Origin of the sequence: Clostridium sp. Ade.TY (assembly GCF_000498355.1) — a bacterium.
GTDB lineage: Bacteria > Bacillota > Clostridia > Clostridiales > Clostridiaceae > Clostridium.
This window is the reverse complement of record NZ_AVSV01000034.1, coordinates 1-26,535: the sequence shown is the minus strand read 5'-3', so window position 1 is coordinate 26,535 and position 26,535 is coordinate 1. Positions and strand designations below refer to the sequence as shown.

Below are 26,535 nucleotides of genomic sequence, written 5' to 3'. Positions count from 1 at the left end.
TTTATATTATCGTAAATTAGCATAAAAAAACATGTGCCTTTGTTACGAAAATATTAAACTATTTATTTTGTATTTTAGTTTCTACGTCTATTTTATTATTATTATTTGAATTTTTATTAATAATAGAAGTTTTTACTAAAATCCCAATACATATTATAACCAATATGAATAATATAATCTTTTTTATCTTTAAATTTCCTGGTAATTTAACTCTATTCATGCTATTATTGCCCTTTCTTTTTATAATATATTTTAATTATGTTTTATTTAAATAATATTGTCTATAAATTATCATTACATACTATAGATATTTCCTTATATTTAAAGGTATTAATACTATTAATGATTACATTAACTGTATTAGTAAATTATCATAAAATCCAGCTAATTGCACTGCTTTTTACACATTAACTTTATTGTAAATTTTATATATAATATACGAAGGTATTTGTATATTTTTATGATAAATTTTTAGGAGAATTTTTATGATTAAACTATTGAAAAGTAGAACTTTTTTACTGGATGTAATTTTAATTTTTATTGGATGTATAATAGCTTCACTTGGAGTTAACTTATTCTTAACTCATGCTAAATTATTAAGTGGCGGAGCTACTGGTGTTGCTCTTATATTTCAATACCTAACTGGCGTCCAAGCAGGTATAGTTGTATTTTTATTAAATGTACCACTATTTTTATTAAGCTACAAAAAACTTAGTAAATCTTTTACACTTTATTCCGCTATAGGAATGTTATCATTATCCTTAGCACTTATTATAACAAAACCACTTTCATCTCTTATAGTAGTTAATGATATTTTACTATATTGTATTTATGGTGGTGTTCTTTGTGGTGCTGGATATGGAATAGTATTTTTAAGAAATGGTTCTACAGGCGGAACTGATATTATAACTATGCTTATTAGAAAGAAATACTCTAATTTTGAAATTGGTAAGCTTGGATTTATATTAAACTGTATAATAGTTATTGTAGGTGCTATAATTTTCGGAATACCTAAAGCACTATATACATTACTTTCTATCTTTATACAAGGTGTTGTTCTAGATAGAGTACTTAGAGGTTTAGATAGTAAAAAACTAATGCTTATAATTACTAGCCAAAGTCAAAATGTTATAGATTTTGTAATTAAAGATATTCATAGAGGTGTTACTTCAATTCCTATTGAAGGTGAATATACTCATAAAAAAGCAAAAATGCTTTATTGTGTTGTAAAAACTAGAGAAATGGTAACTTTAAAAAATAAAATTTATGCAATTGATCCAATGGCATTTATAACTATAATGGATACATCCGAGGTAAAAGGTAAAGGCTTTAAAACAGTATAAATAAAAAAGGTAAGAGAATTATCTCTTACCTTTTATTGATTTATACTATTTACAATATAATCTCTTATATTTTTCTCGTCCTTCTAAATAAAGATTATTTCCTTCTGAGTCTATTATAACAACTACAGGAAAATCTTTAACTTCTAATTTTCTTATTGCCTCTGCACCTAAATCTTCATATAATATGATCTCTGATTTTACTATACTTTTCCCTATAAGTGCAGCAGCACCGCCAATTGCTCCAAAATAAATTGCTTTATTTTTCTTTATTGAGTCAATTACTTCATTATTTCTTAGTCCTTTTCCAATCATACCTTTAAGTCCTAACTCTAAAAGCTTTGGAGAGTAAGCATCCATTCTATAACTTGTTGTTGGACCTGCCGAGCCTATAACTTGACCTTCCTTAGCTGGTGTTGGACCTACATAATATATTATTTCGTTTTCTATATCTATAGGTAATTTTTCATCTTTATCCACAAGCTCTATAAGTCTTTTATGAGCTGCATCTCTTGCTGTATATATAGTTCCTGATAAAAGAACAGAATCCCCACATTTTAAATCTTTGATTTTTTCAATTGTTAAAGGTGTTGTTATCTTCTTAACCATATATCCTCCTTATATTACCGCATCCTTATGCCTTGTTGCATGGCAACTTATATTTACTGCAACAGGAAGTCCAGCTATATGTGTTGGATAAGTTTCAATATTTACTCCAATTGCAGTAGTAAGTCCACCAAAGCCTTGCGGTCCTATACCCATTTTATTTATTTCCTTTAAAAGTTCATTTTCTAAATTCTCATAAAATTCATCTTTATTTTTTTCATTAAGATTTCTAAGTAAAGCTTTCTTAGAAAGAAAAGCTGCCTTTTCAAATGTTCCTCCAATTCCAACTCCAACTACCATTGGTGGACATGGATTAGGACCTGCCTCTTCTACTGTCTTTAATATAAACTTTTTTACTCCTTCTAACCCATCTGAAGGTTTTAACATAGCTATCTTACTCATATTTTCTGACCCAAATCCTTTAGGTGCAACTGTTATTTTAACTTTATCTCCACTAACTATATTATAATTAATAATAGCTGGTGTATTGTCCTTAGTATTAACCCTATCAATCGGATCCTTCACTACTGACTTTCTTAAATATCCTTCATCATAACCTAGTTTAACACCATCATTTATAGCATCTTCAAGATTCCCATCTACAAAATGCACATCTTGTCCAATTTCTAAAAAAACACAAGCCATTCCAGTGTCCTGGCACATAGGCATATTCTCATTTTTTGCAATATTAGAATTATCAATTATTTTTCCCAAAACATCTTTTGCTATTTCATATTTCTCATTATCTCTATAATATGTAAGCCTCTCTCTTACATCATCACCTATGTAGTAATTTGCTGATATGCATAATTCCTTCACCTTATCTCTTACAACATTTACACTTATTTCTCTCATAAAATCCCTCCCAATTTATAGTTTATAAAGTTTTAACTTAATTTACAATATATTAATAAATATATTTAGTCATTTATTTTTAAAGGGATTAATGTTTTTTACATTAATCCCTAATTTCCTCGGAAATATGACTTCTATTTTAATATTGGTTCTGAAGGTTTTTCATTAAAATATTTTTCTACTCCAATGGTTATTGCCTCTACTAACTTATTTTGATATTCATCACTTTGAAGATTTTGTTCATCTTCATAATTTGAAAGAAACCCACATTCAACTATTACACTTCCACAATCATATCCATCTCTTAAAATTTTATAATCATTCTTTGCATCTTTAGCAACTCTCTTATTATTATTTTGAAGATTTTCTCTAACAGATACTTGTATAGACTCGGCTATTCTTTTACTTTTTTCGTTACTTGAATACCATACTTGTAATCCCTTGCTGTTTACTGTCCTAAAAGCATTTTGATGTATTGATATAAATACATCACATTCTGTTTCCTTTTTCATTTTACACCTTAAATCTAAATCCTCTGTCTTCTTATTAGATAATGATATATCTTCTTCTCTTGTCATATCGACTTTATATCCTTTACTACGTAATAAATCTCTAAGTTTTAATGATATTTGAAGATTTATATCTTTTTCTAATATTCCACTTTTAGACTTTGTTCCACCATCATATCCACCATGTCCTGGATCTATTAATATTTTATAATTACTATTATCATTTTCTAAAGCACTTACTCCAGTTGTTCCTAGTAAAAAAAACATCAATGCTATAACTATGCTTTTTAGAAACCTCATAAATTTTCCTCCTAAATTAACACTTATAGTTTTATTATGCAACTAACGTTATTAATTATTCTTGTAATGATTTCTATTAACATTAAATTTTATATGTTTAATTATTAATAAAAATAAATTCAATTATAATATACATTTTTAACTTTAATTAATATTAAAAATTAGCTATTTTAATCTTAGTTAAAGTTATCTTTACTATACAACTTTAATTTAAATACTTTTTACTAATAAAATTTATTATACATTTAACCCTATTTAAAATTTTTCACTAAATAAAAAAGAACTAGATAAATCTAGTTCTTAATAATATTAAAGTTCACTACCTTCAATTACGCTTTCAGCAATATTTTTTGCATGATCTCCGATTCTTTCAAAGTTAGATATTAAATCTAAGAATATAGCTCCCGCATAAGCATTACATTTTCCATCATACAATCTCTTAATATGTTTTTCACTATATTTTTTTTGTGATGAATCAATTCTTTCTTCAACATTTTCAAGAGTTCTTGCTTTTTTAACATCTCTATTTTCATAACTTTCTATTGCTATTTCTAAAGCTGTTGTTGTGTAATTATAAATTTCTTCTAATTCCTTAATTGCATCTTCACTATATTGTAGTTTCTTATTTGATTTTTGAACAGCAAGGTCAGCTATATTTTCAGCATGATCTCCTACTCTTTCAATATCATTTACTATATAGAAAGTTGATGCAACTATGCTCTTTTCTTTATCTGATAATTCACACTTTGATAATTTTACTAAATATGTTGTTATAGCTTCTTCTAAAGTGTTTATTATAATTTCATTTTCATAAACCTTTTTCACTTGCTCTTCATCTTCATTCATGAAAGCACTCATTGATAACTCAAGGTTTTGTTTTGCCTTATTAGCCATTCTTATTGTCTCTTTAATAACTTGTCCAGCTGCTATAACTGGTGTTTCAAGTAACCTATCATCAATATACTTAGGTCCAACTTTTTCAACTTCATCTGTTCCCGGTACTAATTTATTTACCGCCATTATCAAGTAATTTCTAAGTGGTAACATAATTAGTGTATTTGCTATATTGAACACTGTATGTGAATTTGCTATTTGTCTTTCAACATCTCCAGGACTAATTTGAGTTACTAATTGACCAATCATTCCTAAGAATGGTAAGAATATAATAGTTCCTCCAACATTAAATATTAAATGTATTAATGCTGCTTTATGTGCTGTTTTATTTGTTCCTATACTTGCAAGCATTGCTGTTATACATGTACCTATATTACAACCAAATAATATTGGTAAAGCTGCATCTATATTTATTGCACCTGCTGTTGCAAGAGCTATAAGTATACCTGTTGTTGCTGATGAACTTTGAAGTATAGCAGTTATCGCTGCACCTGCTATAACACCTATAAACATGTTATCTCCAATAGCCATTACTAATTGCTCAAACATTGGTGATGCTGCAAGTGGTTTCATTGCATCACTCATCATTCCCATTCCAGTAAATAATATACCAAATCCTAAAATTATATGTCCAATTTCTTTTCTCTTTTGAGCCTTTGCCATCATTACAATAGCTGCACCAACAAAAACAAAAATTGGAGCTATATCATCAAGCTTAAACGCAACTAACTGAGCAGTTATAGTTGTACCTATATTAGCTCCCATTATTATACCAGCAGCTTGTGCTAAATTCATTAAACCTGCATTAACAAATCCAACTACCATAACTGTTGTTGCACTAGAACTTTGTATTACTGCTGTAACTGCAGCACCAACTAAAACTGCAACTATTGGATTTGATGTAACTTTTTCAAGAATCTTTTTTAATCCTTCTCCAGCGGCATTTTCAAGACCATCCCCCATTAATTTCATTCCGTAAAGAAATAATCCAAGTCCACCCATTAGAGTTATAACCGTTGTAACTATAGAATTCAATCCTGTCTCCTCCATCTACAAATTATTTATTAATCTTTTATTTAAATTCTTAACTTTATGACTTAAGTGTACATTATTTCTTAACATTTGTTAAGATTTATAAAAGTTTTTTAACGTAGATTTAATATAACATTACATTTTTTTACAAATCAAATTCTATAATTGCTTTCTATACAAATTTTATGTAAAAAAAAGAAGGGTATATACTGAGTATATACTCTTCTTTTCTGATATCCGTACTCCAAATATTATCTCTTTGAGAATTGTGGAGCTCTTCTTGCTTTTTTAAGACCGTATTTCTTTCTTTCAACCATTCTTGGGTCTCTAGTTAAGAATCCAGCTTTCTTTAATTCTGATTTTAAAGCTTCGTCTGATTTAACTAATGCTCTAGCTATTCCGTGTCTGATTGCTCCAGCTTGACCTGTGAATCCTCCACCGTGAACATTAACTAATACGTCAAACTTATCTTTAGTTCCAGTTAAAACTAAAGGTTGGTTTACGATAACTCTTAAAGTTTCTAAACCAAAGAAGTTTTCGATTTCTCTCTTATTTATAACTACTTTACCATTTCCAGGTACTAGTCTTACTCTTGCAACTGATTTTTTTCTTCTACCAGTTCCCATGTATTGAACTTTTGCCATTTTAAATCCTCCTCCCGAGTTTCCGTTATTAGTATCTTAATTCTAATACTTCTGGTTTTTGAGCTTGATGGTTATGCTCTTCGCCTCTGTATACATTTAATTTCTTTAACATTTTTCTTCCTAAAACTCCGCTTGGAAGCATTCTTCTAACTGCTTCTTCGAAAGCGAACTCAGGTTTCTTGTCAAGAACTTCTCTGTATGGGATTTCTTTTAATCCACCAACGTATAAGCTGTGCTTTCTCATCATTTTTTGATCTAACTTCTTACCAGTTAAAACAACTTTCTCAGCATTGATTACGATAACGAAATCTCCGCAGTCAACATTTGGTGTAAATGTTGGCTTATTTTTTCCTCTTAAGATTGAAGCAACTTGGCTAGCAACTCTTCCTAGTGGCTTACCAGCAGCATCGACAACATACCATTTTCTTTCAACTTCTTGTGCTTTTGCAATGTATGATTTCATCTATGTTTCCCTCCTTGAACTTACGATTAGCAATATGTAATATTGCATTTATGTTAAGATCTCTTTATCCGGATCTTATATACATAAATATTCTAACAAACATACACTATTATAATACACGCTCACGGGCGTGTCAATGTATTTATTTATTTTTTTTCATTAATAATAAACTTTTTCTAAAAGAAGCCCATTTGCCGGAACACAAAAGCCAGAACGCTCCCTTTTTCCATCTTCTATTATTGATTTTATCTCATCTGAAGCTATTTTTCCTCTTCCAACTTCAATTAAAGTTCCTACTATTATTCTTACCATATTATATAAAAATCCATCAGCAGTTACATATATTTTTATTAATTCATTATTATTTTCTATATGTAAATCCTTAATAGTTCTAACAGATGTTTTTACAGAACTTCCACTACTCTTAAAAGCACTAAAATCATGTTTACCTATAAAGTAATTACAAGCCTTTTTCATTTCATCTATATCTAATTCTTCTCTTACATGATAAGAATAATTTCTATATAAAGAAACTTTCTCTAATCTATTTATAATAGTATAACAATATGTTTTTCCTTTACTATCATATCTTGAATGAAATTCTTCATTAACCTCTTCTGATTTTATTATTGCAATATCATCAGGAAGTTTTGTATTTATAGCTTCCCTAAACTTCTCAGCTGGTACTCTACTATCAGTAAAAAAATTAGCAACCATTCCTTTTGCATGTACCCCTGAGTCAGTTCTAGAACTTCCAGTTAATGAAACTTCATTTTTAACAATTTTTTGTATAGCTTTTTCTATTGTCTCTTGAATAGTTTTACTATTACTCTTTTGTTTCTGCCAACCAAAATAATTTGTTCCATCATATTCAATTGTAAGTTTTATATTTTTCATTTTTAAATCACCTTTACTAGTAAATCCTAATAACTATACTAATTACAAATAAAATACCAAATATCACCCAAGCTATAGCATCATTTTTTGTAAATTTTAATTGTTTCATTCTTGTTCTTCCTGAGCCACCTCTATAACATCTTGCTTCCATAGCCATAGCAAGTTCATCAGCTCTTCTAAAAGAACTAATAAATAAAGGAACTAATAGCGGAATTAAACTTTTTGCTTTTTGAATTACTCCACCTGATTCAAAATCTGCACCTCTAGCTTTTTGCGCTTTCATTATTTTATCTGTTTCATCCATTAATGTTGGTATAAATCTTAAAGCTATAGTCATCATCATAGCTAATTCATGTGCTAATTCCTTTCCTATAGGTCTAAGAAGTCTTTCTATACCATCTGTTAACTCTATAGGTGATGTTGTTAAAGTAAGAAGTGATGTTCCAACAACTAAGAATATTAATCTAAGGGCCATAAATATAGCCGTTCTAATTCCTTCTGTATAAACTCTTAAAAATCCAAAATGGAATAATAAAGTATCTTCACTTCCCCTTATCATAAATATATTTAATATTGACGTAAACGCTACTAAAAATATGATAGGTTTTAACCCTTTTAATATAAATTTTGGTGGTACCTTTGAATTTATAATTACTGCTGCAATAAAAGCTACAACAAAAATATAACCTACAAATTTATCTATTATAAACAAAGATACTATGAATAGTAATGATATCAATATCTTTGTTCTAGGGTCTAATTTATGCGTAAATGATTCTCCAGGTACATATTGCCCTATAGTTATATCTTTTATCACCTATTTCACTCCTTCACTATTTTTCTTGTTTTTAAATATTCTTAATAACTCTTTTTTACATTGTTCGATTGTATACACTTCATCACTTACATCAAATCCTTTATTTCTAAGCTCTCTCATAAGATAAGTAACTTGTGGAACACCAAGTCCTATTTTTTCTAGTGTATCAACTTCTTTAAACACCTCTGAAGGAGTACCTTTAAGTGCTACTTTTCCTTTATTCATAACTATTACTTTTTCTGCTATCTTTGCTACATCTTCCATACTATGACTTACAAGTATTATTGTCATATTATATTTCTCATGAAGAATCTTTATTTGCTCTAATATATCGTCTCTTCCTTTTGGATCAAGTCCAGCTGTAGGCTCATCCAAAATTAGAGTTTTAGGTTCCATAGCAATAACCCCTGCTATAGCTACTCTTCTTTTTTGACCTCCACTTAAATCAAATGGAGATTTATCTTTATAAAACTCATAATCAAGTCCAACCATTTCCATTGCTTTTACTACACGTCTATGTATTTCTTCTTTATCTAATCCTAAATTTGTTGGACCATATGATATATCTTTCTCAATAGTCTCTTCAAATAACTGATATTCCGGATATTGAAAAACTAATCCAACTTTTTTTCTAACATCTGAAAGCTTAACACCTTCTGCTGTTATATCTTCACCATCAACAATAATCCTACCTGAAGTTGCTTCTAATAGCCCATTCATATGTTGTATTAATGTTGATTTTCCTGAACCAGTATGACCTATTAATGCAACAAATTCACCATCTTTAATATCTATATTAACATCATCTAACGCTTTTTTCTCAAAAGGTCCATTTTGCATATATACATGTGTTAAATTCTCTATTTTAATTGACATAACGCATCCACCATCTCATCTACATTTATTATTTTACTATCTAAATCTATACCTTCTTTTGATAATTCATAACTTAATTCTGTTACTTGTGGCACATCTAATCCAATTTTCTTCATAAGCTCTACTTGAGAAAATACTTCTTTTGGAGTTCCACCCATAATAAGCTTTCCATCATCCATAACTACTATCCTATCAGCTTCTGCTGCTTCATCCATATAGTGAGTTATTAGAACTATCGTAATACCATACTCTTTGTTTATCTCTTTTATATTATTTATAACTTCTTTTCTTCCTGATGGATCAAGCATTGCTGTTGGTTCATCAAATATTATGCATTCTGGTTGCATAGCTAATATACCTGCTATAGCCACTCTTTGTTTTTGACCACCTGATAAAAGATGTGGAGCATGCCTTTTATATTCACTCATTCCTACTTTTTCTAAGCTTTCGTCAACACGCTTTCTTATTTCTTTAGGATCAACTCCTAAATTTTCTGGGCCAAAAGCAACATCTTCTTCAACTATTGTCGCTACCATTTGATTATCTGGATTTTGAAATACCATACCAGCCTTAGCTCTAACATCCCATACTTTATCTTCATCCTTTGTATTAATTCCATCAACATATATAACACCATTTGTAGGTAATAAAAGAGCATTCATATGTTTAGCAAGTGTTGACTTGCCTGAACCATTATGTCCTAATACAACTAAAAATTCACCCTTTTTAACTGTCAAATCAACTCCATTAATAGCATACTTTTCAATACCCTCTTCATGTGATGTATATTTAAAAACTAAATTCTCACATTTTATCATTTCTTGACTCATTTGGTCCTCCATAAAATTATCTTAAAGATTTTAATTCGCTATTTAAATAATATACTATATACAAGCGTAATTCTACTGTATATACACTTAAGAATATTATATACCATAAATTTCAACTTTCAACTGTATTCAGAATATTTAAACCATTACGCTTCTATATAATTTACTTTTTTATATAACAAAACGGGGACTAAGATTATATCTTAATCCCCATCAAAATGATTAAACTAATTCAAGTATAACCATTTCTGCTCCGTCTCCTCTTCTAGGACCTTTTTTATACATTCTTGTATATCCACCGTTTCTTTCAGTGTATTGTGGAGCTATATTATCAAATAAATGTTGTACTACAGCTTCTTCTTGAACAAAAGCTAATACTTGTCTTCTAGCGTGAAGATCTCCTCTTTTAGCAAGAGTGATCATTTTTTCAGCTAAACTTCTAGTTTCTTTTGCTCTAGTTTCAGTTGTTTCAATCTTACCATGCTTTAAAAAACTAGTAACTAAGTTTCTTAGCATAGCTCTTCTTTGGTCTGATGAAAGACCTAACTTACGATTAACTGCCATGGATTTACCTCCTTACTCGTCGCCTAGCTTTAAGCTTAAGCCTAACTCTTTAAGCTTCTTTTCAACTTCTTCTAAGGATTTCTTTCCTAGATTTCTTACTTTCATCATATCATCCATTGATCTGTTAGCAAGTTCTTGAACTGTATTAATACCAGCTCTCTTTAAACAGTTATATGATCTAACTGATAAGTCAAGCTCTTCTACAGTCATCTCTAGTACTTTTTCCTTTTTATCTTCTTCTTTTTCTATCATAATTTCAACATCATTAGTCTCATCTGTTAATGACATGAATAATTTAAAATGTTCTATTAAGATTTTTGCTGATAAGCTTATAGCTTCATCAATCTTGATAGTTCCATTAGTCCAAATTTCAAGTGTTAACTTATCGTAGTCAGTAATTTGACCAACTCTAGTATTTTCAACTTTAAAGTTAACTCTCTTAACTGGTGTATATATTGAATCAACAGCTATTGCTGATATTGGTAGGTCTTCACTCTTATTTTTATTTTGAGTAACGTATCCTCTACCTCTATTTACAGTTAACTCCATATAAAGTCTTCCGTCGTTATCTAAAGTTGCTATATGTAAATCTTTATTAACAACTTCAACATCTCCGTCAGTCTTTATATCTGCTCCTGTAACAACACCAGGTCCTTTTGCGTCTATATATATAGTCTTTGGACCTTCACCATTCATTCTTAAAGCTAAAGCTTTAATGTTAAGAATTATTTCTGTAACATCTTCTTTAACTCCTTGTATTGTAGAAAACTCGTGAAGTACACCATCAATTTTAACTGAAGTAGTTGCAACTCCAGGTAATGATGATAATAATATTCTTCTTAGGGCATTTCCTAATGTAATACCATATCCTCTTTCTAATGGCTCAACAACGTACTTACCATAAGTACCGTCTTCATTTGCCTCTACACATTCAATTATTGGCTTTTCGATTTCTAACATACGAACCCTCCTTATTTTTAAAATGGCAACCTTATTCTGAGGGCAACTGATTCTATATTTGTTATAAGTTTATTTGCTCTAACAAATACTACAATTATTTGCTGTATAACTCAACGATAAGAGTTTCATTAACTGGTACGTCAATATCTTCTCTTGTTGGTTCAGCAACTACTTTGCCTTCGTAGTTTTCAACGTTAGCTTCTAACCATTTTGGTAAAGTCTTTGGATTTTCAACGAAAGTCTTGAACTTTTCGCTTCCTCTGCTCTTCTCAGCAACAGTTATTACATCGTTAACTGATACTCTGTATGAAGGAATGTCAACTCTCTTACCATTTACTAAGAAATGTCCGTGGTTAACTAATTGTCTTGCTTCTTTTCTTGAAGCACCGTATCCTAATCTATAAACAACGTTATCTAATCTTAATTCTAATAACATTAATAAGTTTTCACCAGTGATACCCTTCATGTGTTCAGCCTTTTCATAGTATGATCTGAATTGACCTTCTAACACTCCGTATATTCTTCTAGCTTTTTGCTTTTCTCTAAGTTGTACACCGTAGTTAGATAATTTCTTTCTAGCTGCTCCGTGTTGTCCTGGTGCATAACTTCTTCTTGTGAAAGCACATTTATCTGTATAACATCTATCCCCTTTAAGGAATAATTTCATGCCTTCTCTTCTACATAATCTACATGTAGCTCCAGTATATCTTGCCATTAATTACACCTCCTGTATGAATCAAATACTAGACTCTTCTTCTTTTTGGTGGTCTACATCCGTTGTGTGGGATTGGAGTAACGTCTTTTATTAAAGTTACCTCTAATCCTGCTGCTTGTAATGATCTGATAGCTGCTTCTCTTCCAGCACCAGGTCCTTTTACATATACTTCAACGCTCTTTAAACCGTGTTCCATTGCTGCATTAGCTGCAGTTTCTGCTGCCATTTGAGCTGCAAATGGAGTGCTTTTTCTTGATCCTCTGAAACCTAGAGCTCCAGCACTTGACCATGATAACGCATTTCCTTGAGCGTCTGTTAAAGTAACTATTGAATTGTTGAAAGTTGACTTGATGTGTGCTGCACCATGTTCAACATTTTTTCTATCTTTTTTTCTTCTAGTTTTTTTAACCTTTGCCATTGCTTTCCCTCCTAACTATTTCTTTTTGTTTGCGATAGTCTTCTTTGGACCTTTTCTAGTTCTTGCATTAGTCTTAGTTTTTTGTCCTCTTACTGGAAGACCTTTTCTATGTCTAATTCCTCTATAACATCCGATTTCTACTAATCTCTTGATGTTTAAAGCCACTTCTCTTCTTAAGTCTCCTTCGATAGTAAGATCCTTAATGTAAGTTCTTAAAGCATTAACTTCGTCTTCAGTTAAATCCTTAACTCTTGTATCTGGATTTATTCCTGTAGCTGCTAATATCTTATGAGAAGTAGATAATCCTATTCCATAAATATAAGTTAAACCTATTTCAACTCTTTTTTCTCTTGGTAGGTCTATACCTGCTATTCTTGCCATTAAAATTTACACCTCCTGGTAATTGAAATGCCTAAAAGTTTATTATCTTCAAATCGAAGATATGAATATATATATAATAAAATTTTAGGTAATAGAGAAATTTTTCTCTATTATCAGCCGCTCCTAAAATCTAATTATTTAATTAAATGCCTATATAATGATATTTGACTTTGACAAAAAAGTCAATAAATTTTAAATACCTAATTTGTATTTTTTGTCTAATATTTATTTATATTAGCCTTGTTTTTGCTTGTGCTTTGGATTTTCACAGATTACCATTACTCTTCCTTTTCTTTTAATTACTTTGCACTTTTCGCAAATAGGCTTAACTGATGGTCTTACTTTCATCGCTAACCCTCCTTGTAATATTTGATAGACTATTTCTATCTTATTTCGCTCTCCAAGTAATTCTACCTTTTGTTAAGTCATATGGAGAAAGCTCCACTGTAACTTTGTCTCCTGGTAAAATTCTTATGAAGTTCATTCTTAATTTTCCTGATATATGTGCTAGAATTTTGTGGCCACTTTCAAGTTCAACTTGGAAGTTAGCATTAGGTAAGGACTCTAAAACGACTCCTTGCATTTCTATAACATCATCTTTTGACATAAGGTAATCAACCCTCCTTAACAATGCCTTTTAATTTTAAAAATCTCTTAATTTTTAAGTCAGTATCTTTTCTTTCGCTGACAATGGCTGATTTTATTTCTTCATCTATATTTTCTAAAACTTTCAAATGCTTAACCCGTTTTTTCTTAGGTTCATTGATTGTTTTTGTATCACCATTAGATAATAACACAAACTTATCATCAATTACATCCGTTATTACATATAAATGATTTTTATCTCTACCAGCTAAAGAAAGTACTACTTTCCCAATCAAGTCATTGTTTTGCAAATTTTTCACCTCGATGATTACCTTAGTAATAAATCGCTTCAATAACTTAAGCAAATTTATAACTAAGCAACACTTTATTTAACTAGTGTTAATATTTCGGGACCATCTGGTAAAATTGCAACTGTATTTTCGTAATGTGCTGACAGTTTTCCATCACTTGTTACAACCGTCCAATTATCTTTTAAAGTTCTTACTCTAAAGGATCCTTCATTAACCATTGGTTCTATAGCTAAAACCATGCCCTTTGTAAGTATTGGACCTCTACCTGGTCTACCGAAATTTGGTACTTCAGGATCTTCATGTAGATCTCTGCCTATCCCGTGTCCTACAAAGTTCTTCACAACTGAAAATCCATTTGCTTCAACATAACTTTGTATTTCATGCGATATATCTGATAATCTATTTCCAATTTGAGCGAATTTAATTCCCTCAAAGAAACAATCTCTTGTAACTTGTATAAGCTTTTTTGCACTTTCTGAAACATTTCCTACTGGAAAAGTTCTTGCTGCATCGCCATGATATCCATTAATGCAAGCTCCACAATCAATACTGACTATATCGCCATCTCTTAACGTGTAGCCTCCTGGTATACCATGAACTACTTGGTCATTAACAGAAATACACAATGTTGCTGGGAAACCATATAATCCTTTGAAAGATGGTACAGCTCCTTGCTCAATTATGAACTTTTCTGCTATTGTGTCCAATTCTTTAGTACTTATACCTGGTTTAATATTTTTTTCTAATAATAGAAGTGTTTCTCCTACTATATTTCCTGCTTTTCTCATCAGGTTAAGTGCTAAATCATCTTTGATTTGAATCATTATTATTTAGCGCTCCCTAAGATTTCGCAGATACTTTCAAATACTTCGTTAATAGCTTTTGTTCCATCAACTGTTGAAAGTAAATTCTTTTCTCTGTAAAAATCAATTAGTGGTTGAGTTTGCTTTTCGTATACGTCAAGTCTTTCTTTTACAGTTTCTTCTGTATCATCTTTTCTTTGTACTATATCACTACCACAAAGATCACATTTTCCTTCAATCGCTGGTGGATTGAATTTTACGTGATAACTTGCTCCGCATGCTGGGCATACTCTTCTTCCAGTCATTCTTTCTAGTATAAATTCACTTGGAACTTCAATACATAGCGCTGTATCCAATCCCTCGTTTCTACTATCTAAGAATTCTTGTAGAGCTTCAGCTTGAGCAACTGTTCTTGGAAAACCATCTAATAGGTATCCATTTTTACAGTCTTCTTCTTGAAGTCTATCTTTAACCATATCTATAGTTACTGAATCCGGTACTAATTGTCCGTTATCCATATATTTTTTAGCTTCAATTCCTAAAGGAGTATTTTCTGAAATATTTTTTCTAAAAATATCTCCTGTTGAAATGTGTGGAATTGAATATCTATTACTAATTGATTTTGCCTGTGTTCCTTTTCCTGCTCCAGGAGGACCTAGTAAAATAATTTTCACGGGCATCATCTCCATTATTTAATCTTATTTAAGAAATCCTTTGTAGTGTCTCATTATCATTTGTGATTCTAGTTTTCTTGTGAAATCTAGAGCAACACTCACTACAATAAGAAGTGCTGTTCCCCCAAATTGTATTCCTTTGAATGCAGTATAGTTATTTATAACTATTGGTGTTACAGCAAGTAGTGCTGCAAATATTCCACCTATGAAAGATACTCTATTTAGAATACTTTCAAAATATAAAGTTGTAGGTTCACCTGGTCTAATACCCGGTATGAATCCAGCAGATTTATGCAGATTTTCTGACATTTCTTCTGGCTTAAATGTAACTTGAGTATAGAACCATGTAAAGAATATAGTTAATATTGAATAAACAATTGGATACATCCAAGTTTTACTATTAAATATACTCCAAGGACTACTAGTAACCCATTTTGCCCACTCATGTTGTGGAAAGAATCCAGCAATTGTTGGTAAGAATTGCATCACTGACATAGCAAATATAATTGCTATTACAGCTGATCCTACAATACTTAAAGGAATATGAGTTGACTGTCCCTTCATAACCTTATTTCCAACTGCTTTACCCGCGTATTGCACAGGAATTCTTCTTTCAGCAAGTGAGAAGAATATTACTCCTGCAAGTGCTGCTAAAGCAAACACTATAAATAATGCTATTTCTACAATACTTATTTCTCCTGAGTTTTCTAAAATCATCATAGACTTAAGTGTCATTGGTAATCTAGATACTATATTTACAAAGATTAAGATTGAAACACCATTTCCGAAACCTTTAACAGTGATTTGATCTCCTAACCACATACAGAATGTAGATCCAACAACTAATGCTAAAATGACTACTATCATTTGTACAGTTTTCATACCAATAGTTGCTCCCATTTGAGAAATAGTAGCATACATTCCAAACGCAAGAATTATTGCAATTACAATAGATACGTATCTGGTAGCATTTTGTATCTTCTTTCTACCTTCCTCGCCTTCTTTTTGAAGTTGTTCCAAAGAAGGAATTGCTATTGTTAAAAGTTGCATTATAATTGATGCATTGATGTATGGCATTACACCAAGAGCAAAAATACTAAATCTACTGAAGGCTCCTCCTGATATTAAATCATAGAAACCCATTAAATTACCTGATTGAGTTAAACTTTTCAAATAATCAGCGCTAATCCCAGGAACAGGAATATGACTTCCCATCCTAAAGATTGCCACTAAAAATATTGTCCAGTAAAATCTCTTTCTTAATTCAGGTACCTTCCAGGCGTTACGTAGGGTTGATAGCATTCTTATTTCACCTCAACTTTTCCTCCAGCTGCTTCGATTTTTTCGATAGCAGATTTTGAGAACTTACATCCTTTAACAGTTAAGTTCTTTTCTAAGTTTCCGTTTCCAAGAATTTTTACTCCGTCCATTACTTTTGAAACAACTCTTCTTTCTAGTAATACTTCTGGAGTAACTTCTGTACCATCTTCAAAGATGTTTAATCTATCTACATTGATGCTAACGATCTTTTTAGCGAAGATGTTAGTGAATCCTCTCTTAGGAAGTCTTCTGTATAATGGCATTTGACCACCTTCGAATCCTGGTCTAACTCCACCACCTGATCTAGCGTTTTGTCCTTTTTCACCTTTACCAGCGTTTCTTCCTAAACCTGAACCAGTTCCTCTTCCTACTCTTTTAGGAGCTTTTCTGCTTCCAGCTGCTGGTTTTAATTCATGAAGTTTCATACGTCTTGCACCTCCTCTTTATTATATTTCTTCTACTTTTAACATGTAGCTTATCTTGTTGATCATACCGTTGATTTGAGGAGTTCCCTCATGCTCTACTGTTTTACCTATTTTCTTAAGTCCAAGGGCATTTGCAGTAGCGATATGGTCTTTTTTTCTACCGATTAAGCTTTTAACAAGAGTAACTCTTAACTTAGCCATGCAATTTCCCCTCCTAACCTAATATTTCTTCAACAGATTTTCCTCTTAATTTAGCAATATCTTCAGCTGTTCTTAAGTTTGCTAATCCGTTGATTGTAGCTTTTACCATGTTATTAGGATTGTTTGAACCTAATGATTTAGCTCTAACATCCTTTATTCCTGCTAATTCAAGTACAATTCTAGCTGGACCTCCAGCGATAACTCCTGTACCTTCTTTAGCTGGCATGATAAGAACATCTCCTCTTCCAAATCTTCCGTGGATTTCGTGAGGAACTGTATTTCCTACCATTGAAACTGATACTAAGTTTTTCTTAGCGTCTTCAATTCCTTTTTTGATTGCTTCAGGTATTTCGATAGATTTACCCATTCCAACTCCAACGTGTCCGTTCTCGTCTCCAACAACAACTAGAGCTGCGAATCTAAAGTTTCTACCACCTTTAACAACCTTAGTAACTCTGTTTATGTTAACAACCTTTTCTTTAAGGTCTAGTGTACTAGGATCGATTCTCATGTATTTCCCTCCTCGTTTCTTAGAATTTTAAGCCTGCTTCTCTAGCACCTTCAGCTAATGCTTGAACTCTTCCGTGATATACGTATCCGCCTCTATCGAAAACAACTTCTGTTAATCCTTTTTCAACTGCTTTCTTAGCAACTAATTCACCAACTAGTTTAGCGCCTTCTTTGTTTCCGCCTTTAGCTGAGAAATCTTTTTCTAAGCTTGAAGCAGCAACTATTGTTACAGCGTTTATATCATCTATTATTTGTGCATAGATATTTTTTTCACTTCTGTATACTGAAAGTCTTGGTCTTTCAGGAGTACCGAAAACTTTCTTACGCACTCTTAAGTGACGTCTCTTTCTGCTAGCTTTTCTGTCTGCTTTTTTGAACATATAAAGCTCACTCCTTTCTTTTATTACTTACCAGTTTTACCTTCTTTACGTCTGATAACTTCGCCTTCGTATCTTATACCTTTACCCTTGTATGGTTCTGGTTTTCTCCATTTTCTGATTTGAGCTGCTGCTTCTCCAACTTTTTGCTTGTTGATTCCTTTTACAACAACTTTTGTGTTTTCAGGTATTTCGATTTCGATACCATCCATAATTTCTATTTCAACTGGATGTGAATATCCAAGGTTCATAACAAGTTTATTTCCTTGTTTTTGAGCTCTGTAACCAACACCGTTTAAGATTAAAGTCTTTTGGAATCCATTTTGAACTCCCATAACCATGTTGTTTATAAGTGCTCTTGTTAATCCGTGAAGAGCTCTGTGCTCTTTAACGTCACTAGGTCTAGTTACAACAACTTCGTTGTTTTCAACCGTAATATTAATGTCTTTGTGCATAGCTTCTACTAACTCACCCTTAGGTCCCTTTACAGTAACAACGTTATCTGGTGTTACTGTAACTGTGATACCAGCAGGGATAGCAATTGGTAATCTACCTACTCTTGACATAATTGCACCTCCTGTTTTCTCTATCTGCATACATATGTTAAAATCTATCGATTGTATAATCTTAATTAAATACTACCAAACGTAGCAAAGAACTTCTCCACCTACGCCGTTCTTTCTAGCTTCTCTATCAACCATTATTCCCTTTGATGTTGAGATAACAGCGATTCCTAAACCGTTAAGAACCTTAGGAGTTTCGTCCTTCTTGCAGTATACTCTTAATCCTGGTTTTGATATTCTCTTTAATCCAGTGATTACTCTTTCATTGTTAGCTCCATATTTAAGAGTTATTCTTAACATTGGAACTACTCCATCATTGTATTCATCAATTTCTTTGATGTATCCTTCTTGTAATAATATATTTGCAACGGCCTTCTTTACATTTGATGAAGGTACCTCTACTACTTCATGTTTAACAGCATTTGCGTTTCTTATACGTGTTAGCAAATCTGCTATAGGATCTGTCATAACCATTTAATGTGCCTCCTTTCACTATATCTTCAGTATTACCAACTTGCTTTTTTACAACCAGGGATTTGGCCTTTATATGCAAGTTCTCTGAAACAGATACGGCATATACCGAATTTCTTTAATACAGAATGTGGTCTTCCGCATATTCTGCATCTAGTATAAGCTCTAGTCTTATACTTAGGTGTTTTATTCCACTTTTCTATCATCGCTTTACGTGCCATCTTTATCCCTCCTTATTGTTGAGCAAATGGCATACCAAGGAATCTTAATAATTCTCTTGCTTCTTCGTCAGTATTTGCTGTTGTAACGAAGATAATATCCATTCCTCTTACTTTGTCGATTTTATCGTACTCTATTTCTGGGAATATTAATTGTTCTTTAATTCCTAGTGAGTAGTTTCCTCTTCCATCAAATGATTTTGCTGAAACTCCTCTGAAATCTCTAACTCTTGGTAAAGCAATTGACATTAACTTGTCAGCAAATTCGTACATGTTTGCCTTTCTTAATGTAACTTTACATCCTAATGCCATATTTTCTCTAATCTTAAAGTTAGCAACTGATTTCTTAGCTCTTGTTAATATAGGCTTTTGTCCTGATATTAATGTTAAATCGCTAACAGCTGATTCTAAAACTTTTTGATTGTCCTTAGCTTCACCAACTCCCATGTTGATTACTATCTTTTCAAGTCTTGGGACTTGCATTATATTTTCATATCCAAACTTTTCTATCATAGCTGGAATTATTTCTTTTTCATACTTTTCTTGAAGTCTTGTCATATTGTTAACCTCCTTTCAGTTTTTAGAATGTTTCTCCGCACTTCTTGCATACTCTAACCTTAGAACCATCTTCTAAGATTCTATTGCTAATTCTAGTAGCTTTTTTGCACTTTGTACAATATAACATTACTTTTGAGCTGTTTATTGCAGCTTCTTTTTCGATTATAGCACTTTCAGCTTGAGTTCTACCTGCTTTTTGGTGCTTCTTTACTATATTAACTCCTTGAACTAGTACCTTACCAGTTTTTGGATATACCTTTAAAACTTCACCTGTTTTACCTTTATCTTTTCCTGATATAACTACAACTGTGTCGTTCTTTTTTACATGGATTTTCAAATCAGCCACCTCCTCTTATAGAACTTCTGGTGCTAATGATAATATTTTGTTAAATTCTTTATCTCTTAGCTCCCTAGCAACAGGTCCGAAGATACGTGTTCCTCTTGGTTGCTTATCATCTTTTATTATAACTGCAGCATTCTCATCAAATCTTATGTATGATCCGTCTGCTCTTCTTAATCCTTTTACTGATCTAACAATAACAGCTTTAACAACGTCACCTTTTTTAACAACTCCGCCTGGTGTTGCACTTTTAACGCTGGCAACTATTATGTCTCCAATGTTACCGTACTTTCTCTTAGATCCGCCTAATACTCTGATACACATTATTTCCTTAGCGCCTGAGTTATCAGCAACTTTTAATCTAGTTTGTTGTTGTATCATTAGATTACCCTCCTTTCAGTCTTTAAGCTATACTACTTAGCTTTTTCAACTATCTCAACAAGTCTCCATCTCTTATCTTTTGATAAAGGTCTTGTTTCCATTATTAATACTCTATCATTAACTTTAGCTTCATTATTTTCATCATGAACTTTGAATTTAGTTGTTCTGTTAACAGTTTTTCCATATAGCGGATGTCTTACTTTAGTTTCGATTGCAACTACGATAGTCTTATCCATTTTATCGGAAACAACTCTTCCAACTTTCTTTTTTCTTAGTCCTCTTTCCATTAAGGCTTACCTCCTTCCAGATCTACTGTTCAACAACCCTTAACTCTTCTTCTCTTAAGATGGTCTTTATTTGGGCTATAGATTTCTTTACTTCTCTTATTCTCATAGGATTTTCTAATTGTCCTGTAGCTAATTGGAATCTTAAGTTGAATAACTCAGCCTTAAGTTCAGCTAATTTAGCTTTTAAATCTTGAGGATTACTTGCTCTTAAATCTTTTAATTCTCTAGCCTTCATTATTCTTCACCACCCATTTCCTCAAAATCTCTTCTTGTAACAAACTTAGTTTTTACAGGAAGTTTGTGTGATGCAAGTCTCATAGCTTCTCTTGCAACTTCTTCATTAACTCCAGATAATTCGAATAATACTCTACCTGGTTTAACTACTGCAACCCAGTACTCTGGTGAACCTTTACCTGAACCCATTCTTGTTTCAGCTGGTTTTTCAGTAACTGGCTTATCTGGGAAAATCTTTATCCAAAGTTTTCCTCCTCTTTTAATGTATCTATTTATAGCAATTCTGGCAGCCTCTATTTGGTTGCTTGTGATCCATCCACAAGTTGTAGCTTGAATACCGAAATCTCCATAAGCTAGGAAATTTCCTCTTGTTGCTTTACCTTTCATTCTACCACGTTGTACCTTACGATGCTTTACTCTTTTAGGCATTAACATGATTAATTCCTCCTTTCTTAACTCTTATGCGTTAGCTTCTTCTTTCTCAACTTTTTTAGTTGGAAGAACTTCTCCATTATAAACCCAAACTTTAACTCCGATTTTTCCGTAAGTTGTATCTGCTTCAGCAAATCCATAATCGATATCTGCTCTTAAAGTTTGTAGTGGAATTGTACCTTCATGATATTGCTCAGTTCTAGCTATTTCAGCTCCACCAAGTCTTCCTGAACAAGCAGTTTTAACTCCTTTAACTCCTTGCTTCATTCCTCTTTGGATAACTTGCTTCATAGCTCTTCTGAATGATATTCTCTTTTCTAATTGTGCAGCTATATTTTCTGCCATTAGTTGTGCATCAGCTTCAACATTCTTAACTTCAACGATGTTGATTAAGATGTTCTTTCCTGATATAAACTTAGCAAGCTTTTTCTTTAAAGCTTCTATTCCTGAACCACCTCTACCGATGATTACTCCTGGTTTAGCAGTATATATGTTTAATTTAACTCTTTTTGCTGCTCTTTCAATTTCAATCTTTGAAATTCCAGCAGTGAAAAGTTCTTTCTTAACGAATTCTCTGATCTTGTTATCTTCAATTAGGTTGTCAGCAAAATCTTTCTTGTTAGCGTACCATTTTGCATCCCATCCCTTGATAACACCTACTCTAAGTCCGTGAGGATGTACTTTTTGACCCACTTCGATTTCCCTCCTTCTTCTATCTTTCTCTTACAACTACTGTAATGTTGCTTGTTCTCTTATTGATTCTGAATGCTTTACCGTGATCCATTGGTCTAAATCTCTTTAGTGTTGGACCTTGACCTACGTATGCTTCTGCTACGTATAATCTATCAGCTTCTAATCCATTATTATTTTCTGCGTTTGCAACAGCTGATTTTAACACTTTGTTAATAGCTACTGCTGCTTCTCTTGGAGTGTATTGTAAAATAGCACTTGCTTCTCTTACATCTTTTCCTCTTATTAAATCAAGAACAGCTCCTACCTTTACTGGAGACATTCTTACATATTTAGCTATAGCTCTAGCTTCCATTTATGATCCTCCTTTCCAGGCTCTTACTACTTTCTTTTTGATGATTTATCATCATGTCCTCTGTATGTTCTAGTTAGTGAAAATTCTCCTAACTTGTGTCCTACCATATCCTCTGAAATGTAAACTGGGATATGCTTTCTTCCATCATGAACAGCTATTGTGTGTCCTATCATTTGAGGGAAAATTGTTGAACTTCTTGACCAAGTTTTAACAACTTTCTTTTCTCCGTTAGCGTTCATTTCTTCTATTTTCTTTAAAAGTCCTGCATGGACGAAAGGTCCTTTTTTAATTGATCTACTCACTATATTTGCCTCCCTTCATTTCTTAGGCTCTAGCCTTGAAGAGAATGAATATTCTCTTCAAACTACTTCTTATTTCTACCCTTAATAATTAACTTATCTGAGTATTTCTTAGTTTTTCTAGTCTTGTATCCAAGAGCTGGTTTACCCCATGGAGTCATTGGACTTGGTCTACCTACTGGTGACTTACCTTCTCCACCACCGTGAGGGTGATCGCAAGGGTTCATTACAGAACCTCTAACTGTAGGTCTGATTCCCATGTGTCTCTTTCTTCCAGCTTTACCTATCTTAACGATATCGTTAGTAGCGTTTGATACAGCTCCAATTGTAGCTCTACATTCGATTCTAACATATCTCATTTCTCCTGAAGGTAATCTTAATGTAGCATACTTACCTTCTTTAGCCATTAATTGTGCTGATAATCCAGCAGCTCTTACTAATTGAGCTCCCTTACCAACTTGTAATTCGATGTTATGGATGAATGTACCAACTGGGATATTAAGTAATGGTAATGCGTTACCTGGTTTAATATCAGCTTCTGGTCCTGATACAACTGTATCTCCAACTTTTAATCCTGCAGGAGCGATTATGTATCTCTTTTCCCCATCTGCGTATACAACTAATGCAATGTATGCTGTTCTGTTTGGATCATATTCTATAGTAGCAACTTTTGCTGGAATACCATCCTTATTTCTCTTGAAATCTATTATTCTGTATTTTCTTTTAGCTCCACCACCGTGGTGTCTTACAGTTATTTTACCTTGTGCATTTCTACCACCAGTTTTCTTTAAAGAAACTAATAATGACTTTTCTGGTTCATTTGTAGTTATTTCTTCAAATGTTGGCATAGTCATGTTTCTTCTTGATGGTGTTATCGGTCTAAATGTTTTAACTGCCATTTAAATTCCCTCCTTCTTTCAGCTTATCTGGTGTGTAAACACCAATAAATCACCTTATTGACGTCTATTGCATTCCTTCGAAGAATTCAATAGTGCTGCCTTCAGCTAATGTAATGATCGCTTTCTTAAAGTCAGCTCTCTTTCCTACATGTACGCCCATTCTCTTAGTTTTTCCCATAGTTCTTAAAGTAGCTACGTTAGCAACTTTAACGTTGAATACTTCTTCAACAGCTCTCTTTATTTGAGATTTGTTAGCGTTGATATGAACTATGAAAGTGTACTTGTTTTCTGCCATTGCTGCCATACTTTTTTCAGTGATAACAGGCTTTCTTATGATATCATGGCTTGTTAATTTCATTATGCGTACACCTCCTCAATCTTTGATACAGCGTCTTTAGTCATAACTACTTTTTCAAACTTAAGTAAGTCATAAACGTTGATGTTGTTTGCAGGCATAACTGCTACTCCCTCAATGTTTCTTGCTGACTTATAAACAACTTCGTTTGACTCAGCTGTCACGATTAAAGTCTTCTTAGTTTCCATTGCTTTTAGCATGTTAACTACGTTCTTAGTCTTTATTGAATCGAATGCTAAATCTTCAACAACAACCATTTGTCCTTCTTGAACTTTGCTTGTTAATGCTGATAACATAGCAACTCTCTTCATGCTCTTTGGTATAGCCATTCTGTAATCTCTTGGCTTTGGTGCGAATACAATACCACCTTTGATCCATTGTGGAGCTCTGATTGAACCTTGTCTTGCTCTACCAGTTCCTTTTTGTCTCCAAGGCTTGATTCCGCCTCCTCTAACTTCAGCTCTAGTTTTAGCTGATTGAGTTCCTTGTCTCTTGTTAGCTAATAATGCAACAACAACTTGGTGCATAGCATTTTCGTTTACTTCAACTGCGAATATATTTTCGTTTAATTGGAAATCTCCAACTTGTTTACCTTCTTTATTAAATAATCCTACTGTAGGCATTCCTGCTTCCTCCTTTCCTTAAGAAATTAAGCCTTAACTGTATTTCTTATTACTACTGTGCTCTTGTTTGGACCTGGAATTCCACCCTTAATTAATATTAAGTTCTTTTCTGCGATAACTTTAACTACTTCTAAGTTTAATACTGTAGTGTTAGCAGCTCCCATATGTCCTGGCATCTTTTTGTTTTTGAATGTTCTTGATGGGTCTGAAGCAGCTCCCATTGAACCTGGTGCTCTCTTGAATTTTGAACCGTGTGACATAGGTCCTCTTTGTTGGTTCCATCTCTTAATAACACCTTGGAATCCCTTACCTTTAGAAACTCCTGATACATCTACTTTATCTCCTACTGCAAATAAATCAGCCTTTATTTCTTGGCCTACTTCATATGCACTAGTGTCTTCTAATCTGAATTCTTTAAGAGTTCTTCTTAATGAAACTCCTGCTTTTGCGAAGTGTCCTTTAGCTGGCTTGTTAACTAATTTTTCTCTTATTTCTCCAAAACCAACTTGTATTGCATCATAACCATCGTTTTCGATAGTTTTCTTTTGAGTTACAACACATGGACCTGCTTCTACAACTGTTACAGGAAGAACTTTACCATTTTCATCAAAAATTTGAGTCATTCCTATTTTTTTACCAATTATAGCTTTTTTCATGTATCTACACCTCCCAAACTTATTAGCGGATTGCCTTGCAATCATAATAGTTCAATGTCTTTATTGTAATTTGCTATTATAGCTTTATTTCTATATCTACACCTGCTGGTAGATTTAATCTCATTAATGCATCAACAGTTTTTGGTGATGGATTAACGATATCTATAAGTCTCTTGTGAGTTCTTATTTCGAATTGCTCTCTTGAGTCCTTATATTTGTGAACTGCTCTTAATATAGTAACAACATCTTTTTCAGTTGGTAGTGGTACTGGACCTGCAACCTTTGCTCCTGTTGATTTAGCAGTTTCAACGATTTTTTCTGCTGATTGATCTAATATTGTGTGATCAAAAGCTTTTAATCTGATTCTTATTTTTTGTTTTGACATCTTGGTTTCCCTCCTTTTCATGTACGCTTTACTTCTAACGCACAACAGCGGTTCTTCTATAAACTGTTCCTGGTGTTTCACACTTTTTAGACAAAATTATAGAATCCCTGTCGTCGGATTCTAGATCCTGACATACTCATCAAGAATTACCCGGAAGTCCGGCAACCTCTTGACTCATCGCCGCATGCTTTACAACTTCTACATTATACTATGATTTTACCCACTTTTCAAGTAATTTTCATCACATTTTATGCAATTTATTTTCCCGTGTTAGAATTAGTTCGCTTTTTATATTTTAATAGTATTTTATATAAATAGCAAGTATTTTCTTAAAGTAAATTTCTCTATTATAATGTAAACTTTTAACTTACTTTCTTATTATTTTATCCAAAGTAAAAATTTTAAAACAAAAACAAAAAAAATAGTAAGGGACGTCTCCCTTACTATTTTTATAGAAAAGATTTATTACTATTCGATTATGC

44 protein-coding genes are annotated in these 26,535 nt (G+C 32.3%); 1 reads left to right on the top strand and 43 read right to left on the bottom strand.

Going from position 1 to position 26,535, the window contains the following annotated elements:
- Positions 1-58 precede the first annotated feature (58 nt).
- Complete coding sequence (locus O212_RS16715) at positions 59-220, bottom strand: hypothetical protein (protein WP_160166420.1); 162 nt, start codon at positions 218-220, stop codon at positions 59-61.
- Positions 221-485: 265 nt separating this feature from the next.
- Here O212_RS16715 and O212_RS0113535 point away from each other — a divergent pair, with 265 nt between their 5' ends.
- Positions 486-1,343 (top strand): YitT family protein, encoded by an 858-nt coding sequence (locus O212_RS0113535; RefSeq protein WP_024615635.1) that lies wholly within the window; start codon positions 486-488, stop codon positions 1,341-1,343.
- Positions 1,344-1,388: 45 nt separating this feature from the next.
- On the opposite strand, the gene O212_RS0113530 is transcribed toward O212_RS0113535, so the two are convergent.
- From O212_RS0113530 to rpsJ, 42 genes are all read right to left on the bottom strand, one after another.
- The gene (locus O212_RS0113530; protein ID WP_024615634.1) at positions 1,389-1,949 is read right to left on the bottom strand and encodes a Fe-S-containing hydro-lyase; all 561 of its coding nucleotides are present in this window, start codon (positions 1,947-1,949) and stop codon (positions 1,389-1,391) included.
- Positions 1,950-1,958: 9 nt separating this feature from the next.
- Positions 1,959-2,801 (bottom strand): fumarate hydratase, encoded by an 843-nt coding sequence (locus tag O212_RS0113525; protein ID WP_024615633.1) that lies wholly within the window; start codon positions 2,799-2,801, stop codon positions 1,959-1,961.
- Between the two features lie 134 nt (positions 2,802-2,935).
- Complete coding sequence (locus tag O212_RS0113520) at positions 2,936-3,610, bottom strand: N-acetylmuramoyl-L-alanine amidase (protein ID WP_024615632.1); 675 nt, start codon at positions 3,608-3,610, stop codon at positions 2,936-2,938.
- Positions 3,611-3,919: 309 nt separating this feature from the next.
- Complete coding sequence (locus O212_RS0113515) at positions 3,920-5,539, bottom strand: Na/Pi cotransporter family protein (RefSeq protein WP_024615631.1); 1,620 nt, start codon at positions 5,537-5,539, stop codon at positions 3,920-3,922.
- Between the two features lie 248 nt (positions 5,540-5,787).
- Positions 5,788-6,180, bottom strand: a complete 393-nt coding sequence (gene rpsI, locus O212_RS0113510) for a 30S ribosomal protein S9 (RefSeq protein WP_024615630.1) — start codon at positions 6,178-6,180, stop codon at positions 5,788-5,790.
- Between the two features lie 28 nt (positions 6,181-6,208).
- Positions 6,209-6,643, bottom strand: a complete 435-nt coding sequence (gene rplM, locus O212_RS0113505; protein ID WP_024615629.1) for a 50S ribosomal protein L13 — start codon at positions 6,641-6,643, stop codon at positions 6,209-6,211.
- 159 nt (positions 6,644-6,802) lie between these two features.
- Complete coding sequence (gene truA, locus O212_RS0113500) at positions 6,803-7,540, bottom strand: tRNA pseudouridine(38-40) synthase TruA (protein ID WP_024615628.1); 738 nt, start codon at positions 7,538-7,540, stop codon at positions 6,803-6,805.
- 16 nt (positions 7,541-7,556) lie between these two features.
- Positions 7,557-8,357, bottom strand: a complete 801-nt coding sequence (locus O212_RS0113495; protein ID WP_024615627.1) for an energy-coupling factor transporter transmembrane component T — start codon at positions 8,355-8,357, stop codon at positions 7,557-7,559.
- Positions 8,358-9,233: an energy-coupling factor transporter ATPase gene (locus tag O212_RS0113490; RefSeq protein ID WP_024615626.1), complete on the bottom strand. Its 876-nt coding sequence runs from the start codon at positions 9,231-9,233 to the stop codon at positions 8,358-8,360.
- The gene (locus O212_RS0113485) at positions 9,218-10,063 is read right to left on the bottom strand and encodes an energy-coupling factor transporter ATPase (protein WP_024615625.1); all 846 of its coding nucleotides are present in this window, start codon (positions 10,061-10,063) and stop codon (positions 9,218-9,220) included. Before O212_RS0113485 ends, O212_RS0113490 begins: the two co-directional genes overlap by 16 nt.
- A gap of 222 nt (positions 10,064-10,285) precedes the next feature.
- A complete protein-coding gene (gene rplQ, locus O212_RS0113480) occupies positions 10,286-10,627 on the bottom strand; it encodes a 50S ribosomal protein L17 (protein WP_024615624.1) in 342 nt (113 codons plus the stop codon).
- Positions 10,628-10,639: 12 nt separating this feature from the next.
- Positions 10,640-11,587 carry a DNA-directed RNA polymerase subunit alpha gene (locus O212_RS0113475; protein WP_024615623.1) on the bottom strand — a complete coding sequence of 316 codons (948 nt, stop codon included), beginning with the start codon at positions 11,585-11,587 and terminating at the stop codon, positions 10,640-10,642.
- Positions 11,588-11,681: 94 nt separating this feature from the next.
- Complete coding sequence (rpsD, locus tag O212_RS0113470) at positions 11,682-12,302, bottom strand: 30S ribosomal protein S4 (RefSeq protein WP_024615622.1); 621 nt, start codon at positions 12,300-12,302, stop codon at positions 11,682-11,684.
- Positions 12,303-12,330: 28 nt separating this feature from the next.
- The gene (gene rpsK, locus O212_RS0113465; protein WP_024615621.1) at positions 12,331-12,720 is read right to left on the bottom strand and encodes a 30S ribosomal protein S11; all 390 of its coding nucleotides are present in this window, start codon (positions 12,718-12,720) and stop codon (positions 12,331-12,333) included.
- 15 nt (positions 12,721-12,735) lie between these two features.
- Positions 12,736-13,101 (bottom strand): 30S ribosomal protein S13, encoded by a 366-nt coding sequence (rpsM, locus tag O212_RS0113460; RefSeq protein WP_024615620.1) that lies wholly within the window; start codon positions 13,099-13,101, stop codon positions 12,736-12,738.
- A gap of 234 nt (positions 13,102-13,335) precedes the next feature.
- Positions 13,336-13,449, bottom strand: coding sequence for a 50S ribosomal protein L36 (gene rpmJ, locus O212_RS0113455; protein WP_003373491.1), 114 nt, complete (start codon positions 13,447-13,449; stop codon positions 13,336-13,338).
- Between the two features lie 40 nt (positions 13,450-13,489).
- The gene (infA, locus tag O212_RS0113450; RefSeq protein ID WP_024615619.1) at positions 13,490-13,708 is read right to left on the bottom strand and encodes a translation initiation factor IF-1; all 219 of its coding nucleotides are present in this window, start codon (positions 13,706-13,708) and stop codon (positions 13,490-13,492) included.
- Positions 13,709-13,715: 7 nt separating this feature from the next.
- Positions 13,716-13,997, bottom strand: coding sequence for a KOW domain-containing RNA-binding protein (locus O212_RS0113445; protein ID WP_024615618.1), 282 nt, complete (start codon positions 13,995-13,997; stop codon positions 13,716-13,718).
- Between the two features lie 74 nt (positions 13,998-14,071).
- On the bottom strand, positions 14,072-14,821 hold the full coding sequence (gene map, locus O212_RS0113440; RefSeq protein ID WP_024615617.1) for a type I methionyl aminopeptidase: 750 nt from the start codon (positions 14,819-14,821) through the stop codon (positions 14,072-14,074).
- Between the two features lie 2 nt (positions 14,822-14,823).
- A complete protein-coding gene (locus O212_RS0113435; RefSeq protein WP_024615616.1) occupies positions 14,824-15,474 on the bottom strand; it encodes an adenylate kinase in 651 nt (216 codons plus the stop codon).
- Positions 15,475-15,498: 24 nt separating this feature from the next.
- Positions 15,499-16,776 (bottom strand): preprotein translocase subunit SecY, encoded by a 1,278-nt coding sequence (secY, locus tag O212_RS0113430; RefSeq protein WP_024615615.1) that lies wholly within the window; start codon positions 16,774-16,776, stop codon positions 15,499-15,501.
- A gap of 2 nt (positions 16,777-16,778) precedes the next feature.
- Positions 16,779-17,219: a 50S ribosomal protein L15 gene (gene rplO, locus O212_RS0113425; RefSeq protein ID WP_024615614.1), complete on the bottom strand. Its 441-nt coding sequence runs from the start codon at positions 17,217-17,219 to the stop codon at positions 16,779-16,781.
- Positions 17,220-17,240: 21 nt separating this feature from the next.
- A complete protein-coding gene (gene rpmD / locus O212_RS0113420; RefSeq protein WP_024615613.1) occupies positions 17,241-17,420 on the bottom strand; it encodes a 50S ribosomal protein L30 in 180 nt (59 codons plus the stop codon).
- A 13-nt stretch (positions 17,421-17,433) separates the two neighbouring features.
- Complete coding sequence (gene rpsE, locus O212_RS0113415) at positions 17,434-17,931, bottom strand: 30S ribosomal protein S5 (RefSeq protein WP_024615612.1); 498 nt, start codon at positions 17,929-17,931, stop codon at positions 17,434-17,436.
- 19 nt (positions 17,932-17,950) lie between these two features.
- Positions 17,951-18,310: a 50S ribosomal protein L18 gene (gene rplR / locus O212_RS0113410; RefSeq protein ID WP_024615611.1), complete on the bottom strand. Its 360-nt coding sequence runs from the start codon at positions 18,308-18,310 to the stop codon at positions 17,951-17,953.
- A gap of 23 nt (positions 18,311-18,333) precedes the next feature.
- The gene (gene rplF / locus O212_RS0113405) at positions 18,334-18,873 is read right to left on the bottom strand and encodes a 50S ribosomal protein L6 (RefSeq protein ID WP_024615610.1); all 540 of its coding nucleotides are present in this window, start codon (positions 18,871-18,873) and stop codon (positions 18,334-18,336) included.
- A 72-nt stretch (positions 18,874-18,945) separates the two neighbouring features.
- Positions 18,946-19,344, bottom strand: a complete 399-nt coding sequence (gene rpsH / locus O212_RS0113400) for a 30S ribosomal protein S8 (protein ID WP_024615609.1) — start codon at positions 19,342-19,344, stop codon at positions 18,946-18,948.
- A 32-nt stretch (positions 19,345-19,376) separates the two neighbouring features.
- Positions 19,377-19,562, bottom strand: coding sequence for a type Z 30S ribosomal protein S14 (locus O212_RS0113395; protein WP_024615608.1), 186 nt, complete (start codon positions 19,560-19,562; stop codon positions 19,377-19,379).
- Between the two features lie 12 nt (positions 19,563-19,574).
- Positions 19,575-20,117, bottom strand: a complete 543-nt coding sequence (gene rplE / locus O212_RS0113390) for a 50S ribosomal protein L5 (protein ID WP_024615607.1) — start codon at positions 20,115-20,117, stop codon at positions 19,575-19,577.
- A gap of 22 nt (positions 20,118-20,139) precedes the next feature.
- Positions 20,140-20,454, bottom strand: coding sequence for a 50S ribosomal protein L24 (gene rplX / locus O212_RS0113385; RefSeq protein WP_024615606.1), 315 nt, complete (start codon positions 20,452-20,454; stop codon positions 20,140-20,142).
- A gap of 15 nt (positions 20,455-20,469) precedes the next feature.
- On the bottom strand, positions 20,470-20,838 hold the full coding sequence (gene rplN, locus O212_RS0113380; RefSeq protein ID WP_024615605.1) for a 50S ribosomal protein L14: 369 nt from the start codon (positions 20,836-20,838) through the stop codon (positions 20,470-20,472).
- 32 nt (positions 20,839-20,870) lie between these two features.
- The gene (gene rpsQ / locus O212_RS0113375; protein WP_024615604.1) at positions 20,871-21,125 is read right to left on the bottom strand and encodes a 30S ribosomal protein S17; all 255 of its coding nucleotides are present in this window, start codon (positions 21,123-21,125) and stop codon (positions 20,871-20,873) included.
- Between the two features lie 22 nt (positions 21,126-21,147).
- Positions 21,148-21,360 (bottom strand): 50S ribosomal protein L29, encoded by a 213-nt coding sequence (rpmC, locus tag O212_RS0113370; protein WP_024615603.1) that lies wholly within the window; start codon positions 21,358-21,360, stop codon positions 21,148-21,150.
- Positions 21,360-21,794, bottom strand: a complete 435-nt coding sequence (gene rplP / locus O212_RS0113365) for a 50S ribosomal protein L16 (protein WP_029699407.1) — start codon at positions 21,792-21,794, stop codon at positions 21,360-21,362. The genes rpmC and rplP overlap by 1 nt, the downstream gene beginning before the upstream one ends.
- 24 nt (positions 21,795-21,818) lie before the next feature.
- Complete coding sequence (gene rpsC / locus O212_RS0113360; protein WP_024615601.1) at positions 21,819-22,484, bottom strand: 30S ribosomal protein S3; 666 nt, start codon at positions 22,482-22,484, stop codon at positions 21,819-21,821.
- Positions 22,485-22,503: 19 nt separating this feature from the next.
- Positions 22,504-22,836 (bottom strand): 50S ribosomal protein L22, encoded by a 333-nt coding sequence (gene rplV / locus O212_RS0113355; protein WP_024615600.1) that lies wholly within the window; start codon positions 22,834-22,836, stop codon positions 22,504-22,506.
- Between the two features lie 26 nt (positions 22,837-22,862).
- Positions 22,863-23,138, bottom strand: a complete 276-nt coding sequence (gene rpsS / locus O212_RS0113350; RefSeq protein ID WP_024615599.1) for a 30S ribosomal protein S19 — start codon at positions 23,136-23,138, stop codon at positions 22,863-22,865.
- Between the two features lie 62 nt (positions 23,139-23,200).
- The gene (gene rplB / locus O212_RS0113345) at positions 23,201-24,034 is read right to left on the bottom strand and encodes a 50S ribosomal protein L2 (protein ID WP_024615598.1); all 834 of its coding nucleotides are present in this window, start codon (positions 24,032-24,034) and stop codon (positions 23,201-23,203) included.
- Positions 24,035-24,098: 64 nt separating this feature from the next.
- Positions 24,099-24,392, bottom strand: a complete 294-nt coding sequence (gene rplW / locus O212_RS0113340) for a 50S ribosomal protein L23 (RefSeq protein ID WP_024615597.1) — start codon at positions 24,390-24,392, stop codon at positions 24,099-24,101.
- Positions 24,392-25,012, bottom strand: coding sequence for a 50S ribosomal protein L4 (gene rplD, locus O212_RS0113335; protein WP_024615596.1), 621 nt, complete (start codon positions 25,010-25,012; stop codon positions 24,392-24,394). Before rplD ends, rplW begins: the two co-directional genes overlap by 1 nt.
- 26 nt (positions 25,013-25,038) lie before the next feature.
- On the bottom strand, positions 25,039-25,668 hold the full coding sequence (gene rplC, locus O212_RS0113330) for a 50S ribosomal protein L3 (RefSeq protein WP_024615595.1): 630 nt from the start codon (positions 25,666-25,668) through the stop codon (positions 25,039-25,041).
- A 76-nt stretch (positions 25,669-25,744) separates the two neighbouring features.
- On the bottom strand, positions 25,745-26,053 hold the full coding sequence (gene rpsJ, locus O212_RS0113325) for a 30S ribosomal protein S10 (RefSeq protein WP_021876938.1): 309 nt from the start codon (positions 26,051-26,053) through the stop codon (positions 25,745-25,747).
- Positions 26,054-26,535 lie beyond the last annotated feature (482 nt).